Here is a 15,870-nt window from a genome sequence, read left to right as displayed (position 1 = left end):
GCTCCACCTCGGCGAGGCGGGCGAGCGCGAGCGCGGCGGGGTCGTCGGGGGCGGCCGTACGGACCTGCAGCGGAGCGGGGGAGGGCACGACCGGACCCTACGCGGGCGGCGGCGGGCCCCCGCGCGGAGGACAATGGCGGGGTGAGCTCCCGCAGCGTGGTCGTCCTCGGCTCGACCGGGTCCATCGGCACCCAGGCGGTCGACGTCGTCCGGGCCGACCCCGAGCAGCGCCTGCGCGTCGTCGGGCTCGGCGCTGGCGGCGGCCGGGTGGACCTGCTCGCCGAGCAGGCGCTCGAGCTCGGCGTGGAGGTGGTGGCCGTCTCCCGCGCGACCGCGGCGCAGGACCTCCAGCTGGCGCTGTACGCCGGGGCGCAGCGCCGCGGGTGGAGCGCGGGGGAGACCTCCCTGCCGAAGGTGCTCGCCGGCCCGGACGCCATGACCGAGCTCGCGGCCTGGGACTGCGACGTGGTGCTCAACGCCATGACGGGCTCCGTCGGGCTCGGCCCCACGCTGGCCGCGCTCGAGGCGGGTCGCACGCTCGCGCTCGCCAACAAGGAGTCGCTCGTCGCCGGCGGTCCACTCGTCCGCGCCGTCGCGCGCCCGGGCCAGCTCGTGCCGGTCGACTCCGAGCACTCGGCGCTGGCGCAGTGCCTGCGCGGTGGCCGCGCGGAGGAGGTGCGCCGGCTCGTCCTCACCGCCTCCGGCGGGCCCTTCCGCGGCCGGCGCCGCGAGGAGCTGGGCGACGTCACGCCGGAGCAGGCGCTCGCGCACCCCACGTGGTCGATGGGCCCTGTCGTCACCGTCAACTCGGCGACGCTCGTCAACAAGGGGCTCGAGGTCATCGAGGCGCACGAGCTGTTCGGGACGGCGTACGACGACATCGAGGTCGTCGTGCACCCCCAGTCGGTCGTGCACTCGATGGTGGAGTTCGTCGACGGCTCGACCCTGGCGCAGGCCAGCCCGCCGGACATGCGGCTCCCGATCGCGCTCGCGCTGGCCTGGCCCGAGCGCATCCCGGGAGCCGCCCGCCCCGTCGACTGGTCGACGGCGGCGACGTGGGAGTTCGCGCCGCTCGACGCCGCGGCCTTCCCCGCGGTGGAGCTCGCGAAGGAGGCGGGACGCCGCGGCGGCACGGCTCCGGCGGTGCTGAACGCGGCCAACGAGGAGTGCGTGGCCGCGTTCCTCTCAGGTCGGCTGCGCTTCCCGGCGATCGTCGAGACGGTGGCGCGCGTGGTGGAGGAGCACGACGGCGGGAACGCCGCGTCGCTCGACGCGGTTGTCTCTGCGGAGCAGTGGGCGCGCACCCGCGCGCAGGAGCTGCTCGCGCGGTCGGCGGACAGGGGCTGAGGGTTGTTCTGGCTGGGTGTGGTGCTGTTCGCGGTCGGGCTGCTCTTCGCGGTCTGCCTGCACGAGGCCGGCCACATGGTCATGGCCAAGGCGTTCGGCATGAAGGTGACGCAGTACTTCGCCGGCTTCGGGCCGACCGTCTGGTCCTTCCGCCGGGGCGAGACGGAGTACGGCGTCAAGGCCGTCCCCGCCGGCGGCTTCGTCAAGATCGTGGGGATGACCCCGCTCGAGCCCGTCGAGCCGGGCGACGAGGGGCGCGCGTTCTTCCGGCGCCCGCTGTGGCAGCGCACGGTCGTGCTCTCGGCGGGCTCGATCACGCACTTCCTGCTCGCCGCGGTCGTCACCTACGTCGCGGCGGTGACCACGGGACTGCCCAACATCCGCGGGGCCGAGCACTTCAGCCTCGCCTCGGCACCGCCGGTCGTGCAGGCGTACTGCGTCCCCGCCTCGACCACCGCGACGTCGTGCGCGGCGACGGACCCGGCCCCCGCGAAGCAGGCGGGGATGCAGACGGGTGACCTCGTCACCGCGGTGGGCAGCACGCGGGTCTCGACCTACGAGCAGCTCGTGCACGCGCTGCAGGCGCTGCCGGCGGGTCCGGTGGGGATCACGGTCGACCGCGCCGGCGCCGCGAAGACGCTGACGGTGACGCCCGTCCGCGTCCAGCGCACGGTCGACGGGGTGAGCAAGCAGGTCTCGGCGATCGGCGTCACCCTCGCCGACTCGGCGTACCCCGCCCCGGTCCTGCACTTCGGGGCGCTCTCCGCGTTCGGCGGGTCGGCGACCTTCGGCCAGGAGGTCGTGAGCGCCACGTTCTCCGCGATGGCCGCCTTCCCCGGCAAGGTGCCGAAGCTCGTCGACGCGCTCGAGGGCCACCCCCGCGACCCCAACACCCCGGTCAGCGTCGTCGGCGCCAGCCGGATCGGCGGCGAGGCCGTCTCCTCCGGGCACACGGTCATCGCGCTGACGGCGTTCGCCCAGCTCAACGTCTTCATCGGCATCTTCAACCTCGTGCCGCTGCTCCCGCTCGACGGCGGGCACGTCGCGGTCGCGTGGTTCGAGGCGGTGCGCAGCCGGGTGGCCCGCCGACGCGGCCTGCCGGACCCTGGACGCGTCGACTACAACAAGCTCATGCCGGTGACCTACGCCGTCATCCTCGTGTTCGGCCTCACGAGCCTGCTGGCGGTCGCCGCCGACATCGTCAACCCGATCCGCCTCAACTAGCCGCGGGCCCTGGCTCGACTAGCCTCGGACCGTCCTCCCACGACAGGAGCCCCGCCACCGTGACCGTCCCCGTCCAGCTCGGGATGCCCGCCGCCCCGCCGCGGCCGCTCGCCACGCGCCGCCGCTCGCGGCAGCTGCAGGTGGGCAGCGTCAAGGTCGGCGGCGACGCTCCCGTCAGCGTGCAGTCGATGACCACGACGCTCACCTCGGACATCGGCGCCACCCTCCAGCAGATCGCCGAGCTGACGGCCAGCGGCTGCGAGATCGTCCGGGTCGCCGTGCCGAGCCAGGACGACGCCGACGCGCTGCCGGTGATCGCGCGCAAGTCGACGATCCCCGTCATCGCCGACATCCACTTCCAGCCGAAGTACGTCTTCGCCGCGATCGACGCCGGCTGCGCGGCCGTCCGCGTCAACCCCGGCAACATCAAGCAGTTCGACGACAAGGTCAAGGAGATCGCGAGGGCGGCGGGTGACGCCGGGACGCCGATCCGCATCGGCGTCAACGCGGGCTCGCTCGACAAGCGGCTGCTCGCGAAGTACGGCAAGGCCACCCCCGAGGCGCTCGTGGAGTCGGCGCTGTGGGAGTGCTCGCTGTTCGAGGAGCACGGCTTCCGCGACATCAAGATCTCGGTCAAGCACAACGACCCCGTCGTCATGATCAACGCCTACCGGCTGCTCGCGGAGCAGTGCGACTACCCGCTCCACCTCGGCGTCACCGAGGCGGGCCCGGCGTTCCAGGGCACGATCAAGTCCTCCGTGGCGTTCGGCGCGCTGCTCGCCGAGGGCATCGGCGACACCATCCGCGTCTCGCTCTCCGCCCCGCCGGCGGAGGAGGTCAAGGTCGGGATCGCGATCCTCGAGTCGCTCGGCCTGCGCCAGCGCGGCTTCGAGATCGTCTCCTGCCCCAGCTGCGGGCGCGCGCAGGTCGACGTCTACACCCTCGCCGAGCAGGTGACGAGCGCGCTGTCCGACATCGACGTCCCCATGCGCGTCGCGGTCATGGGCTGCGTCGTCAACGGACCGGGCGAGGCGCGCGAGGCGGACCTGGGCGTCGCGTCGGGCAACGGCAAGGGCCAGATCTTCGTCAAGGGCGAGGTCATCCGCACCGTCCCCGAGGCCGAGATCGTGGACACGCTGATCGTCGAGGCCGGGCGTCTCGCCGACGCGATGCGGGCCAGCGGCGTACCCTCCGGTGAGCCCAGCGTCAGCTGGGCCTGAGCGAGCAGCGACGGGAGGGCGGGTGCTGCGTACCTCCGCCCTCCGGCTGCTCAACGTCGCCGACACCGCCGAGGCGCTCGCCCTCGTCGACGGCGACCCCGTCACCAACGCCTTCGTCGGCGCCCGGCTCCACGCGGTCGGGCTGAACGGCTGGCGGCTCGGCGCCGAGGTCTGGGGCTGGGCACCGGACGGCGTGCTGCGCTCGCTGTGCTACGCGGGCGCCAACCTCATCCCGGTGGCCGCGGACGCCGAGGCCGTCGAGGCGTACGCCGAGCGGGCCCGCGCCTCCGGGCGCCGCTGCTCCTCGATCGTCGGGCCGGCCGAGGCCGTGCTCGACCTGTGGGCGCGGCTCGAGCCGTCGTGGGGCCCGGCGCGCGAGCTGCGTCCCTGCCAGCCGCTGCTCGCGACGAGCCGGCCCTCCCCGGTCCTCGCCGACCCGCTCGTGCGCCGGGTCCGCCCGGACGAGCTCGACGTGCTGCTCCCGGCCTCGCTCGCGATGTACACCGAGGAGATCGGGGTCTCGCCGCTCGCGGGCGACGGGGGTGCGCTCTACCGCGCGCGGGTCGCCGAGCTGGTCGCCGCCGGCCGGGCGTTCGCGCGCATCGAGGACGGCTCGGTCGTCTTCAAGGCCGAGGTGGGCGCCGTGGTGCCCGGCGCCTGCCAGGTCCAGGGCGTCTGGGTCCGGCCCGACCGCCGCGGCGAGGGGCTCTCGGTCGCCGGGATGGCCGCCGTCGTCGACGCCGCGCTGCGCGACATCGCCCCGGTCGTCTCGCTCTACGTCAACGACTTCAACGCGCCCGCGCGGGCGGCGTACGCGCGGGTCGGCTTCGAGCAGGTCGGCACCTTCGCCTCGGTGCTGTTCTAGCCGCTGCTCAGCCCGCCGTGCAGGCGAGGTGCACGAAGCCCGTCGACGTGCGCGGCTCGGCGAGGTCGAGGCGCTCGCCCCCGCCGGTCCAGGCGCCGTCGACGCGCAGGCCGGCGGCCGCCAGCTCGCGGAGCACCGCGTCGACGGTGCTGAAGTGGCACAGGAAGCGGAAGCCGTGCACCTCGAGCGGCCAGGTCGCCCAGTCCTCGCCACGCTGGGCCCGGGCGGCCGTGCGCCAGTAGCCGACCAGCGCCCGGGGGTAGCGCAGCGCGCGCACGGCGCTGCGCGGCGCCTGCCGCAGCGAGGAGGGCCGTTCGAGGTAGCGCTCGAGGCGGGGCACCCGGGCGTACTCCGGGCCGTCGAGGTTGAGCGTGCTCAGCACGAAGCGGCCACCGGGTCGCAGCACGCGCCGGACCTCGGCGAGCACCCGCGCGCGGTCCTCGTGGGCGACGCAGTCGATGCCGTTGTAGCTGAAGACCACGAGGTCCTGGGACCCGCTCGCGACCCCGTCGAGGCTGCGGGCGTCGCCCACCCGGAGCTCGACACCGGGGAAGCGCGCGCTCGCGCGGGCGAGCATCCCGGGGCTGCTGTCGATGCCCTGGTAGTGCCGCGCCGACGGGGCCAGCAGGGCCGTGGTGCGCCCCGCGCCGACGCCGATGTCGAGGACGTCGCCCCGGGAGGCCTCCTCCACCGCCTCCAGGGCGGCGGTCTCGCCCGCGTCGACCGGGCCCTCGAGCACCTCGTAGCCGCGCGCGACCGCCCAGGACCCCCACGCGTCGCCGCGCGCCCGCGTCAGGGCTGCACGAAGGTCCGCCACGCCGCTCCTCTGCTGGTCCCGGAGCCCGCACCCTAGCCGCTGCCCGTCGTGCCGCTCCCTACAGCGCACCCACGGCGACGTCGCGGTGGTCGTCCAGCGTGGTGAACCCCACGGCCGAGGCGTCGCGGACCCGCATGCGCACCTGGAGGGTGACGTGGCAGTCGGTGTCGTACGCCGTCCAGGTGCCCGCCGGCACCCGTGTGCCGTCCGGCCGCTGGAGCCAGAACCCGTAGGTCCGGTGCAGCGTCATGCCCCTCGCGGCGACGGTGATGGTCGTGGTGCCGTCGTGCTGGGCGACCTGGGCGCTGCCCGAGACGGAGGCGCCGCCCACGGCCGTCAGCTGGACGCGCTCGGGCCCGCCGCCCCCCATCTGGGGCAGCACGAGCGCCAGCGCGGCGACCAGGCACGCGGCTGCGGCCCCGACGCCGACGAGGAGGCGGGTCCGCCGCTGGCGCGGCAGGGCCACCGGAGCCGCCGCGCGCTCGGCGCGCAGCGCGGTGAGCACGTCGTCGCGCAGGCGCGGAGGAGGCCCGGGCGGCACGAGCTCGCCCACGTCCGGGTCGACGGTGCCCAGCAGGGTCACGACGGGCCGCAGCTCCTCCAGCTCCGCAGCGCATCCCGGGCAGTGGGGCAGGTGCGCCTCGAGCTCGGCCGCCTCCGCCGGGGACGCCCTCCCGAGGAGGTACGGGCCCAGCCCGGAGCGCAGCTGCGCGCAGTCGCGCTCGCTCATCCGGTCCACCCCATCTCCTCCAGTGCCAGGCGCAGCGCCTTGAGCGCGTAGAACGTGCGGCTGCGCGCCGTCCCCTCCGGGATGGCGAGCTCGCCCGCGACCTCGGCGTACGACCTGCCGCGCAGGTGGACCTCGACGAGGATCCGCCGGTGGTCCGGCCGCAGCCGGCGCAGCGCGTCCTCGACCATCCAGGTGTCGAGCACCCGGTCGAGCTCGTCCGCCGGCCCGGCCCGTTCCGGTTCGTCGCCCAGGGCCAGCCGGGGCCGCACGCTCGCCGCCCGGGACGCGTCGACGAGCACGTTGCGCAGGATCGCGAAGAGCCAGGCCCGCAGGGTCGCGATCCCCGGGTCGAACCGGTCGGCCGCCCTCCAGGCCCGGACGAAGGTCTCCTGCACCGCCTCCTCGGCGGCGTGGTGGTCGCCCGTGCGGCGCAGCGCGAAGCCGTACAGCTCCCCGCCGTGGGCGTCGTAGCCGTCGCGCAGCAGCGCCTCGAGCTGGTCCGGGCCGGCAGCAGGAGCCGGCGCAGGGGCCAGCCCTGCCTGCGCCTGTCCACCGCCTCGTCCGAGCACGCCCCTGTATACGCCGGCGGAGCCGCGGTCGTTCACGCGACGGGCGGACCGGCTGTCGGCGCCCGCGGATACCCTGGCCACCTCACCGGACGCCACGTCCCCGTGCACAAGGAGCCCCCACGCGATGCTGCGGATGTCGACGCTGTTCCTGCGGACGCTGCGGGACGACCCGGCCGACGCGGAGGTCGTGAGCCACCGGCTCCTCGTCCGGGCGGGCTACGTGCGCCGCGCGGCTCCCGGCATCTACACCTGGCTGCCGCTGGGCTGGCAGGTGCTCCGCAACGTCGAGCGCGTCGTGCGCGAGGAGATGGACCGCGCGGGCGCGCAGGAGGTGCACTTCCCGGCGCTGCTGCCGCGCGAGCCCTACGAGGCCACAGGGCGCTGGACGGAGTACGGCGACAACCTCTTCCGCCTGCAGGACCGCCGCGGCGGCGACTACCTGCTGGGCCCGACGCACGAGGAGATGTTCACGCTCCTCGTCAAGGACCTCTACTCCTCCTACAAGGACCTGCCGCTCTCGCTCTACCAGATCCAGAACAAGTACCGCGACGAGGCGCGTCCCCGCGCGGGCATCCTGCGCGGGCGCGAGTTCGTCATGAAGGACAGCTACTCCTTCGACGTCGACGACGCGGGCCTGCAGGCGTCCTACGACGCCCACCGGGTCGCCTACCAGCGCATCTTCGACCGCCTCGGCCTCGACTACGTCATCGTCTCCGCTGTGTCGGGCGCCATGGGCGGGTCGGCGTCCGAGGAGTTCCTCGCACCGACCGGCAGCGGCGAGGACACCTTCGTGCGCTGCACGTCCTGCGACTACGCCGCCAACACCGAGGCGGTGCGCGTGCCCGTGCCGGACGCCCTCGACCCGGCAGCGACGGGGCCCGCGCACGTCGAGGACACGCCCGGCACGCCCACCATCGCGAGCCTCGTCGAGCTGCTGCAGGAGCGCTTCCCGCGCACCGGCCGGGCGTGGACGGCGGCCGACACGCTCAAGAACGTCGTCGTCATGCTCGTCGCGCCCGACGGCACGCGCACCCCGCTCGTCGTCGGGGTCCCCGGCGACCGCGAGGTCGACCTCAAGCGGCTCGAGGCCAACGTCGCGCCGGCCGAGGTCGAGGCCTTCACCGAGGACGACTTCACCAGGCACCCCGCGCTCGTCCGCGGCTACATCGGCCCGCGGGCGCTGGGCGAGGAGAGCGCGAGCGGCATCCGCTACCTCGTCGACCCGCGCGTCGTCACCGGCACCGCCTGGGTGACGGGGGCGGACGAGCCCGGCAAGCACGTCATCGACCTCGTCGCCGGGCGCGACTTCACCCCGGACGGCACGGTCGAGGCGGCCGAGGTGCGCGAGGGCGACCCGTGCCCGGTCGACGGCGCGCCGCTGACGATCGCGCGCGGCATCGAGATCGGCCACATCTTCCAGCTGGGCCGCAAGTACGCCGATGCCCTCGAGCTCAAGGTGCTCGACCAGAACGGCAAGCAGGTCGTCGTCACCATGGGCTCCTACGGCGTCGGCGTCTCGCGGGCGGTGGCCGCGATCGCCGAGCAGCGGGCCGACGGCATCGGACTGGTGTGGCCGCGCGAGATCGCGCCCGCCGAGGTCCACATCGTCGCCACCGGCAAGGACGACGCGGTCTTCTCCGCCGCCGAGGAGCTCGCCCGCGAGCTCGAGTCCCGCGGCCTGCGCACGCTGCTCGACGACCGCCGGGGCGTCTCGCCCGGGGTGAAGTTCAAGGACGCCGAGCTGCTCGGCATGCCGTGGATCGTCGTCGTCGGCAAGGGGCTCGCGGACGGCGTGCTCGAGGTCCGCGAGCGCGCGACGGGCGAGAAGCACGAGGTCGCCGTCGAGGGGGCGGCCCAGGCGGTGCTCGGCCTCCTCGCGGGCTGAGGGTGCCGCACCTCCCGGCGCTGCTCGGGCTCTGCGGTGCGGCCTTCCTCGCCGGGTGGGTCGATGCGGTCAGCGGCGGCGGCGGGCTGGTCCAGCTCCCCGCCCTGCTCGTCCTGCTCCCCGGGGCGGCGCCGGCGACGGTGCTCGCGACCAACAAGCTCGCGGCCGCGAGCGGCACAGCGGTGGCGGCGTGGACGTACCTGCGCCGGGTGCGTCCCGACCTGCGCACCGCCCTGCCCATGGCGGGGGCGGCACTGACGGCGTCCGCCGGCGGCGCGTTCTGCGCGACGCTGGTGCCGGCGCGGGTCTTCCGCCCGGTGGTCCTCGTCGTGGTCGTGCTGGTGGGCGCGTACACCCTGCTGCGGCCGCGGGCGGGCGAGCTGCAGCAGCTGCGCTGGTCGGGGAGCCGGCACCTGCTCACCGCGCTGGCGGTCGCGGTGGTGATCGGGTTCTACGACGGGGCGATCGGGCCGGGGACCGGCAGCTTCCTCGTCTTCGCCCTCGTCACGCTGCTCGGCTACTCGTTCCTCCAGGCCTCGGCGAAGGCCCGCATCGTCAACCTCGCCACCAACGCCGGCGCGCTCGTCGTGTTCGTCGCCCACGGCGCCCCCGACTACCCGCTGGGCGCGCTCATGGCGGTGAGCAACATCGCGGGCGGTCGCCTCGGCGCCGTGACCGCGATCTCGCGGGGCACCAGGTTCGTGCGGGTGGTCTTCCTCGCCGTCGTCGTGCTGCTGGTCGCCTCGCTGGTCCGGCAGCTCTAGCCGGGGAACGCCGTCGTGCGGCCCCGCCACAGCGCGGCGCGCACCGCGCAGGCCGCCGCTCCCGCCGCCCCGAGCTCCAGCAGCGCGGGCGATGCAGTCACCTCCACGAGGTCGAGGTACGCCGCGGCGAGCCGGTCCTCGACCCCCGCCGCGAGCTCCGCGGGGGCGACCGCCGGCACGTCGTAGCCGGGCAGCGCGGCGGCCGGGCTCGCGCCGCCGGCGGTGACCGCGGCGGCCAGCACGTCGCGGGCGGCGCGGTGCTCGGCCAGGTCGCGCCGGGCCCGGCTCGCCAGCCGGGCGGGGACGCGGGCGGCGACCACGCCGTACGCCCACGCGGCGGCGTGCTCCCCGGCCAGCGCGGCCTGGAGCGCCGCGGCCTCCGCGGGCTGCGGGCGCAGCGCGGGCGGGCTCGGCAGCGCGGGCAGCACGGGGCTGGCCAGGAGGGCGGCATGCGCCTGCTCGCTCGCGGCCACGGAGGCCAGCAGCCGGCGTACGCGCGGGGGAGCCGCCGCCAGCGCGCGCACGTCCTCAGCGGCGGAGGCGAGCTCCTCGCGGGCCAGCTCGGCCGGTCCCGCTACGGACGTGCTCCCGGGGGACGGCGTGCTGCTGACGCTGGGGGAGGCGCTCGGAGCTGCCGAGCCGGGACCGACGAGGGCCGCGAGGTGCGCGCGGTGGTCGGCGGCGGTGCGCAGCAGCAGCTCGCGCCGGGCTCCCGAGGCGGCCGCGGCGGCTCCCGCGTACGCCGTGGCGAGGGCGTCCTCGCGTGCCCGCGCCGCCGTGAGCAGGCCGGGCAGCGGGTCGGGCGCCGGGGTCGCGCTCGGGCGGGGGAGGGGGGCGTCGTGCCGGGCCACGCGGCAGCCGGCGGTGGCGGTGAGCAGCAGCAGGCCGAGGGCGCGCCGGCGGGGAACAGCGGGACTCGGCGGCACCCGACCAGCCTCGCACGCCGCCACCAGCGGGTCCGGCCCCTCCCCGCGAGCGGTACGCTGTCGTGCCGTCCGCGCCCCGCGCTGACGCCGCTGGACGACAACCGCAGAGAGGAGGGTCGACGTGGCCAGAGCCGCTTCCCGCGAAGCCCTCCTCGCGCTCCTCGAGCCCGTCGTGGCCGGGTCGGGGTGCGACCTCGAGGACGTCGAGGTGACCCCCGCAGGCCGTCGCCGGCTCGTCCGCGTGACCGTCGACCGCGACGGCGGCGTCCCCCTCGACGTGGTCGCCGACGTGTCCCGCGCGGTCTCGGACCGGCTGGACGCGGCCGACCCCTTCGGCGAGACGCCGTACGTGCTCGAGGTGTCGAGCCCCGGCGTGGGCCGTCCGCTGACCGAGCCCCGGCACTGGCGGCGCGCGGCGGGGCGGCTGGTCGAGGTCGCCGTCGACGGGGCAGCCCCGCAGGTCGCCCGGGTGGTCTCGGCCGACGACGAGGCGGTCGAGCTCGAGGGGCTCGGGCGGGTCGCGCACGCGCGGCTCGGGACCGGGCGGGTGCAGGTCGAGTTCTCCCGTCCCGGGGACGATGAGGCCGGGACGGACGAGCTCGACGAGGGCGAGCTGGACGACGACGAGCTGGACGAGGACGGGGAGGCGTAGTGGACATCGACATGGCGGCCCTGCGCGGGCTCGTGCGGGAGAAGGAGATCTCCTTCGACCTGCTCGTGGAGGCGATCGAGCAGGCGCTGGTCGTCGCGTACCAGCGCACCGAGGGCCACGCACGGCGCGCCCGCGCCGAGCTCGACCGCGGCACCGGCCACGTGACCATCTGGGCCCGCGAGGAGGACGACGCCGCCGACGGCGCCGAGCCCGAGGAGTACGACGACACCCCCGACGGCTTCGGCCGCATCGCCTCGACGACCGCGAAGCAGGTCATCCTCCAGCGGCTGCGCGAGGCCAGCGACGAGGTGACCTTCGGCGAGTTCACCGGCAAGGAGGGCGACATCGTCTCGGGCGTGGTCCAGCAGGGCCGCAACCCCGGCGACGTCATGGTCGACCTCGGCAAGATCGAGGCGCTGCTCCCGCCGCACGAGCAGGTGCCGGGCGAGCGCTACGCCCACGGCTCGCGGCTGCGCTGCTACGTCGTGGCCGTGCGCCGCGGGCCCAAGGGGCCGCAGATCGCGCTGAGCCGCAGCCACCCCGGTCTGGTCCGCAAGCTGTTCGCGCTGGAGGCCCCCGAGGTGGCCGACGGCAGCGTCGACATCGCGGCGATCGCCCGTGAGGCCGGGCACCGCACCAAGATCGCCGTGCGCGCGACGCGCCCCGGGCTCAACGCCAAGGGCGCCTGCATCGGCCCGATGGGCGCCCGCGTGCGCGCCGTGATGAACGAGCTGCACGGCGAGAAGATCGACATCGTCGACTTCTCCGAGGACCCCGCGACCTTCGTCGCGTCCGCGCTGTCGCCGGCGCGGGTCACCTCGGTGGAGGTCGCCGACCTCGAGGCGCGGGCGGCCACGGTCGTCGTGCCGGACTTCCAGCTCAGCCTCGCCATCGGCAAGGAGGGGCAGAACGCCCGCCTCGCCGCCCGGCTCACCGGCTGGCGCATCGACATCCGCAGCGACGCGGCCCCCGACCAGCGGCTGGGGCGGGCCGTCGAGCGCGAGGGTGGCGCTGCCCCTTCCGCCCGCGGCTCGGCGGGGTAGACTCGTCCGTGGTCGGTCGTGATCTGCGGCCCGACGGCGGTCCGGTCCGGACCTGCGTCGGGTGCCGGCGGCGCTCGGCCAAGCCAGACCTCGTGCGCGTGGTGGCGGTCGGGACCTCCGTGGTCGCGGACCCCGCGGCGCGCATGCCGGGGCGGGGGGCCTACCTCCACCCCGACCTGGAGTGCCTCGCGGCCGCGGAGCGGCGACGGGCGTTCGGGCGCGCACTGCGCGTGCCGGCCCCGCTCGACACCACGGCCCTGCACGACGCCCTCGCGGGCGCCGCGCGCAGCGAGGAGCCGCCCCCCCGGGCGGCAGCGAGGTCCGTTCGACCCGTGGAGGCGTCCGGTGCGCCGCGCGGTGCAAGCACCGGTTCCGTGAGAAGGCAGGTCGAGAAGCGATGAGCGCTCGATGAGCAGCCAGCGATGACCGTGCACGTCTGATAGCGGCCCGACCCAGCAGGGGACCCGGGCCAGACGAGGAGAGCAGTGGCGAAGGTCCGGGTCTACGAGCTCGCGAAGGAGCTCGGGGTCGAGAGCAAGGTCTTGCTGACCAAGCTCCAAGGCATGGGGGAGTTCGTGCGGTCGGCGTCGTCGACCATCGAGGCTCCCGTCGTGCGCAAGCTGAGGTCGGAGTTCCCCGGCACGGGGTCCGCCTCCTCGGGTGCTGCCGCGCCCGCGCCCTCCGGCGCGCCCGGCCGCCCCGCCCCCGGGCCGCGCCCGGGTCCTGCCGCAGGTCCGCGACCCGGCCCCGCGCCGGCGCCCGCTGCGGCCCCTCCCGCTCCGGCGGCTCCGGCTCCCAGCGTCGCGGCCGCCCCGGCGCCCGCTGCGCCGACGGGTCCCCGGCCGTCCGGCCCCACCCCTGCGCCGCAGGTGCCGGTGGCCCCCGCCGCGCAGGCTCCTGCTGCTCCGGTCGCCCCGGCGGCCCAGCACGGCGCTCCGAGCGCTCCCGCTGCCCCCGGCGCCCCGCGTCCGGGCGCCTCGGCCCCGCGTCCGGCTGCGGCCGGCGGCGCGCGGCCGGCTGAGGGCGGTGCCGGTCGCCCCGGCGCGGCTCCGCGTCCGGGCCCGCGCCCGGGCAACAACCCGTTCTCGTCGGGCGGCAGCAGCGGCATGCAGCGCCCGGCGGCTCCGCGTCCGGGCAACAACCCGTTCACCTCGGGCGGCACGACCGGCATGCCGCGTCCCGGTGGCACCGCCGGCCCGCGTCCCGCGCCCGGCCCCCGTCCGGGTGCTCCTGGCGCTGCCGGCCCGCGCCCCAACCCCGGCATGATGCCGCCGCGCCCGCAGCGCCCCGCCGGTCCCGGTGCGGGCCGTCCCGGCGCTCCCGGCCGTACCGGCGCTCCCGGTCGTCCCGGTGCTCCGGGCGGCGCGGGTCGTCCCGGTGGTGGCGGCGGCGGCTTCGCCGGTCGTCCCGGCGGCGGTACCGGTGCCCCCGGTGCCGGCGGTGGTGGCGGCGGCTACGCCGGTCGTCCCGGTGGTGGCGGCGGCGGTCCCCGTGGCCGCGGCGGCACAGCCGGTGCCTTCGGCCGGCCGGGCGGCAAGCCCGTCCGCGGCAAGAAGTCGAAGAAGCAGCGGCGCCAGGAGTTCGACAACATGCAGGCGCCGTCGATCGGCGGCGTCTCGGTCCCGCGCGGCGACGGCACGACCCCGGTCCGCCTGCGCCGCGGCTCCTCGCTGACCGACTTCGCGGAGAAGATCGGCGCCAACCCGGCGGCGCTCGTCACCGTGCTGTTCCGCCTCGGCGAGATGGCCACGGCGACGCAGTCGCTCGACGAGGACACGTTCCGCCTGCTCGGGGCCGAGCTCGGCTTCGACGTGCAGGTCGTGTCCCCGGAGGACGAGGACCGCGAGCTGCTCGAGTCGTTCGACATCGACCTCGAGTTCGAGGACGACGAGGACGACATCGTCGCCCGCCCGCCGGTCGTCACGGTCATGGGCCACGTCGACCACGGCAAGACCCGCCTGCTCGACGCGATCCGCAAGACCAACGTGCAGGCGCGCGAGGCCGGTGGCATCACCCAGCACGTCGGTGCCTACCAGGTCGAGCACGTGCACGAGGGCGTCGAGCGGGCCATCACCTTCATCGACACCCCGGGCCACGAGACCTTCACGGCCATGCGCGCTCGCGGTGCCAAGACGACCGACATCGTGATCCTCGTGGTGGCGGCCGACGACGGCGTCATGCCGCAGACGATCGAGGCGCTCAACCACGCCCAGGCGGCCGACGTGCCGATCGTGGTCGCGGTCAACAAGGTCGACAAGGAGGGCGCGGACCCGACGAAGGTCCGCGGCCAGCTCACCGAGTACGGCCTGGTCGCCGAGGAGTACGGCGGCGAGACGATGTTCGTCAACGTCTCGGCGCTGTCCGGGGTCGGCATCGACGACCTGCTCGAGGCGGTCCTGCTCACCGCGGACGCCGCCCTCGAGCTGACCGCCAACGCCAGCGCCGACGCGCGCGGCACCGTGATCGAGGCCCGCCTCGACCGCGGCCGCGGCCCGGTGGCGACCGTCCTCGTCCAGCGCGGCACCCTCCGCGTCGGCGACGCGGTGGTGGCCGGCGACGCGTACGGCCGCGTGCGCGCCCTGCTCGACGAGAACAACGACCCGATCGAGGAGGCCGGGCCCTCGCGCCCGGCGCAGATCCTCGGCCTGACCTCGGTGCCCGGCGCGGGGGACACGTTCCTCGTCGCCACCGAGGACCGCGTCGCCCGGCAGATCGCCGAGCGCCGCCAGGCCGCGGAGCGCAACGCCCAGCTCGCGCGGGCCCGCAAGCGGGTCAGCCTCGAGGACTTCCTCGAGCAGAGCAAGGTCGAGACGCTCAACCTCATCCTCAAGGGCGACGTGTCGGGCTCGGTCGAGGCGCTCGAGGACGCCCTGCTCCAGCTCGACGTGGGTGCCGAGGTCGACCTGCGGATCATCGACCGCGGCGTCGGCGCGATCACCGAGAACAACGTCATGCTGGCCGTGGCGTCCGACGCGGTGATCATCGGCTTCAACGTCCGGCCCGAGGGCAAGGCCCGCGAGCTCGCGGACCGCGAGGGCGTCGACGTCCGGTACTACTCGGTCATCTACCAGGCGATCGAGGAGGTCGAGGCAGCGCTCAAGGGCCTGCTGAAGCCGGAGTACGAGGAGGTCCAGCTCGGCACGGCGGAGATCCGCGAGGTCTACCGCTCGAGCAAGTTCGGCAACATCGCCGGCTGCCTCGTGCGCAGCGGGGAGATCCGCCGCAACTCCAAGGCGCGGCTCATCCGCGACGGCGTCGTGGTGGCGGACAACCTGTCCATCGGCTCGCTGCGCCGCTTCAAGGACGACGCGACCGAGGTCCGCGAGGGCTTCGAGTGCGGCATCGGCCTGGGGTCGTTCAACGACATCAAGGTCGACGACGTCATCGAGACGTTCGAGATGCGCGAGAAGCCGCGGGCCTAGGCCCGTCCCCGGTGCCGCCGGTGGGGAGACCCGCCGGCGGCACCGGCATGCCGCCCGCAGGGGTGGGACCGCGCGCGGAGGGGGAGGGGACGGCCATGTGGGTCGGCAGCCTGGAGCTGGACCTCCTCCTCGGCGACGTGCACTCGCTGAAGGAGAAGCGCTCGCTCGTCCGCCCCGTCGTGGCCGAGCTGGCCCGGCGCTACGCCGTCTCCGCGGCCGAGACGGACTCCCACGACCTGCACCGGCGCGCGGAGATCGGGGTGGCGGTCGCCTCCCCGGACGCGCGCCACGCCACCGAGGTGCTCGACGCCTGCGAGCGCCTCGTGGCGGAGCGTCCCGAGCTCGAGCTGCTGTCGGCCCGCCGACGGCTGGTCGGGCCGGAGGACGAGTAGTGCGCACGCGCCCC

General features: G+C 75.6%; 15 protein-coding genes. 11 read left to right on the top strand and 4 right to left on the bottom strand.

Annotated elements, in window-relative coordinates; translation table 11 throughout:
• The first annotated feature begins 141 nt into the window (after positions 1–141).
• The 4 genes from dxr (at position 142) to EV189_RS11750 (ending at position 4,656) form a co-directional block, all read left to right on the top strand.
• Positions 142–1,347, top strand: a complete 1,206-nt coding sequence (dxr, locus tag EV189_RS11765; protein ID WP_130493166.1) for a 1-deoxy-D-xylulose-5-phosphate reductoisomerase — start codon at positions 142–144, stop codon at positions 1,345–1,347.
• Positions 1,348–1,350: 3 nt separating this feature from the next.
• The gene (locus EV189_RS11760; protein ID WP_130493165.1) at positions 1,351–2,571 is read left to right on the top strand and encodes a M50 family metallopeptidase; all 1,221 of its coding nucleotides are present in this window, start codon (positions 1,351–1,353) and stop codon (positions 2,569–2,571) included.
• A gap of 83 nt (positions 2,572–2,654) precedes the next feature.
• A complete protein-coding gene (gene ispG / locus EV189_RS11755) occupies positions 2,655–3,791 on the top strand; it encodes a flavodoxin-dependent (E)-4-hydroxy-3-methylbut-2-enyl-diphosphate synthase (protein ID WP_130493742.1) in 1,137 nt (378 codons plus the stop codon).
• 25 nt (positions 3,792–3,816) lie between these two features.
• Positions 3,817–4,656: a GNAT family N-acetyltransferase gene (locus EV189_RS11750; RefSeq protein ID WP_130493741.1), complete on the top strand. Its 840-nt coding sequence runs from the start codon at positions 3,817–3,819 to the stop codon at positions 4,654–4,656.
• 7 nt (positions 4,657–4,663) lie between these two features.
• On the opposite strand, the gene EV189_RS11745 is transcribed toward EV189_RS11750, so the two are convergent.
• Genes EV189_RS11745 through EV189_RS11735 form a run of 3 tightly spaced genes read right to left on the bottom strand, consistent with a single transcriptional unit; the run spans position 4,664 to position 6,736 of the window.
• A complete protein-coding gene (locus EV189_RS11745; protein ID WP_165400271.1) occupies positions 4,664–5,473 on the bottom strand; it encodes a class I SAM-dependent methyltransferase in 810 nt (269 codons plus the stop codon).
• 58 nt (positions 5,474–5,531) lie between these two features.
• Positions 5,532–6,203: an anti-sigma factor gene (locus tag EV189_RS11740; RefSeq protein WP_231116424.1), complete on the bottom strand. Its 672-nt coding sequence runs from the start codon at positions 6,201–6,203 to the stop codon at positions 5,532–5,534.
• A complete protein-coding gene (locus tag EV189_RS11735) occupies positions 6,200–6,736 on the bottom strand; it encodes a sigma-70 family RNA polymerase sigma factor (protein WP_130493740.1) in 537 nt (178 codons plus the stop codon). Before EV189_RS11735 ends, EV189_RS11740 begins: the two co-directional genes overlap by 4 nt.
• A gap of 160 nt (positions 6,737–6,896) precedes the next feature.
• On the opposite strand from EV189_RS11735, the gene EV189_RS11730 reads away from it, so the two are divergent.
• Together EV189_RS11730 and EV189_RS11725 are read left to right on the top strand one after the other, a co-directional pair.
• Positions 6,897–8,657 carry a proline--tRNA ligase gene (locus EV189_RS11730; RefSeq protein ID WP_231116314.1) on the top strand — a complete coding sequence of 587 codons (1,761 nt, stop codon included), beginning with the start codon at positions 6,897–6,899 and terminating at the stop codon, positions 8,655–8,657.
• A 2-nt stretch (positions 8,658–8,659) separates the two neighbouring features.
• The gene (locus tag EV189_RS11725; RefSeq protein WP_231116313.1) at positions 8,660–9,421 is read left to right on the top strand and encodes a sulfite exporter TauE/SafE family protein; all 762 of its coding nucleotides are present in this window, start codon (positions 8,660–8,662) and stop codon (positions 9,419–9,421) included.
• Here the strand turns inward: EV189_RS11725 and EV189_RS11720 are convergent.
• The gene (locus tag EV189_RS11720; RefSeq protein ID WP_165400270.1) at positions 9,418–10,347 is read right to left on the bottom strand and encodes a DUF4439 domain-containing protein; all 930 of its coding nucleotides are present in this window, start codon (positions 10,345–10,347) and stop codon (positions 9,418–9,420) included. The two genes, EV189_RS11725 and EV189_RS11720, sit on opposite strands and share 4 nt — an antisense overlap.
• A 121-nt stretch (positions 10,348–10,468) precedes the next feature.
• Between EV189_RS11720 and rimP the strand changes: the two genes are divergently transcribed.
• The 5 genes from rimP to EV189_RS11695 all read left to right on the top strand — a co-directional run bounded on the left by rimP (position 10,469) and on the right by EV189_RS11695 (position 15,856).
• Positions 10,469–10,999 carry a ribosome maturation factor RimP gene (rimP, locus tag EV189_RS11715; protein ID WP_130493162.1) on the top strand — a complete coding sequence of 177 codons (531 nt, stop codon included), beginning with the start codon at positions 10,469–10,471 and terminating at the stop codon, positions 10,997–10,999.
• Entirely contained in the window at positions 10,999–12,042 is a 1,044-nt protein-coding gene (gene nusA, locus EV189_RS11710) for a transcription termination factor NusA (RefSeq protein ID WP_130493161.1), read from the top strand. The genes rimP and nusA overlap by 1 nt, the downstream gene beginning before the upstream one ends.
• A gap of 8 nt (positions 12,043–12,050) precedes the next feature.
• Positions 12,051–12,443 (top strand): YlxR family protein, encoded by a 393-nt coding sequence (locus tag EV189_RS11705; protein WP_130493160.1) that lies wholly within the window; start codon positions 12,051–12,053, stop codon positions 12,441–12,443.
• Between the two features lie 84 nt (positions 12,444–12,527).
• A complete protein-coding gene (gene infB / locus EV189_RS11700; protein ID WP_130493159.1) occupies positions 12,528–15,464 on the top strand; it encodes a translation initiation factor IF-2 in 2,937 nt (978 codons plus the stop codon).
• A 95-nt stretch (positions 15,465–15,559) separates the two neighbouring features.
• Positions 15,560–15,856, top strand: coding sequence for a DUF503 domain-containing protein (locus tag EV189_RS11695; protein ID WP_130493158.1), 297 nt, complete (start codon positions 15,560–15,562; stop codon positions 15,854–15,856).
• Positions 15,857–15,870: the final 14 nt, after the last annotated feature.

It is taken from the genome of Motilibacter rhizosphaerae, assembly GCF_004216915.1.
GTDB lineage: Bacteria > Actinomycetota > Actinomycetes > Motilibacterales > Motilibacteraceae > Motilibacter > Motilibacter rhizosphaerae.
This window is presented reverse-complemented; position numbering and strand designations above follow the sequence as displayed.

Excerpts from the sequence above, each read along its gene's own strand:
- ispG (WP_130493742.1), top strand. The coding sequence starts at position 2,655 with ATGCCCGCCGCCCCGCCGCGGCCGCTCGCCACGCGCCGCCGCTCGCGG.
- EV189_RS11740 (WP_231116424.1), bottom strand. The coding sequence starts at position 6,203 with ATGAGCGAGCGCGACTGCGCGCAGCTGCGCTCCGGGCTGGGCCCGTAC.
- EV189_RS11730 (WP_231116314.1), top strand. The coding sequence starts at position 6,897 with ATGCTGCGGATGTCGACGCTGTTCCTGCGGACGCTGCGGGACGACCCG.
- EV189_RS11695 (WP_130493158.1), top strand. The coding sequence starts at position 15,560 with ATGTGGGTCGGCAGCCTGGAGCTGGACCTCCTCCTCGGCGACGTGCAC.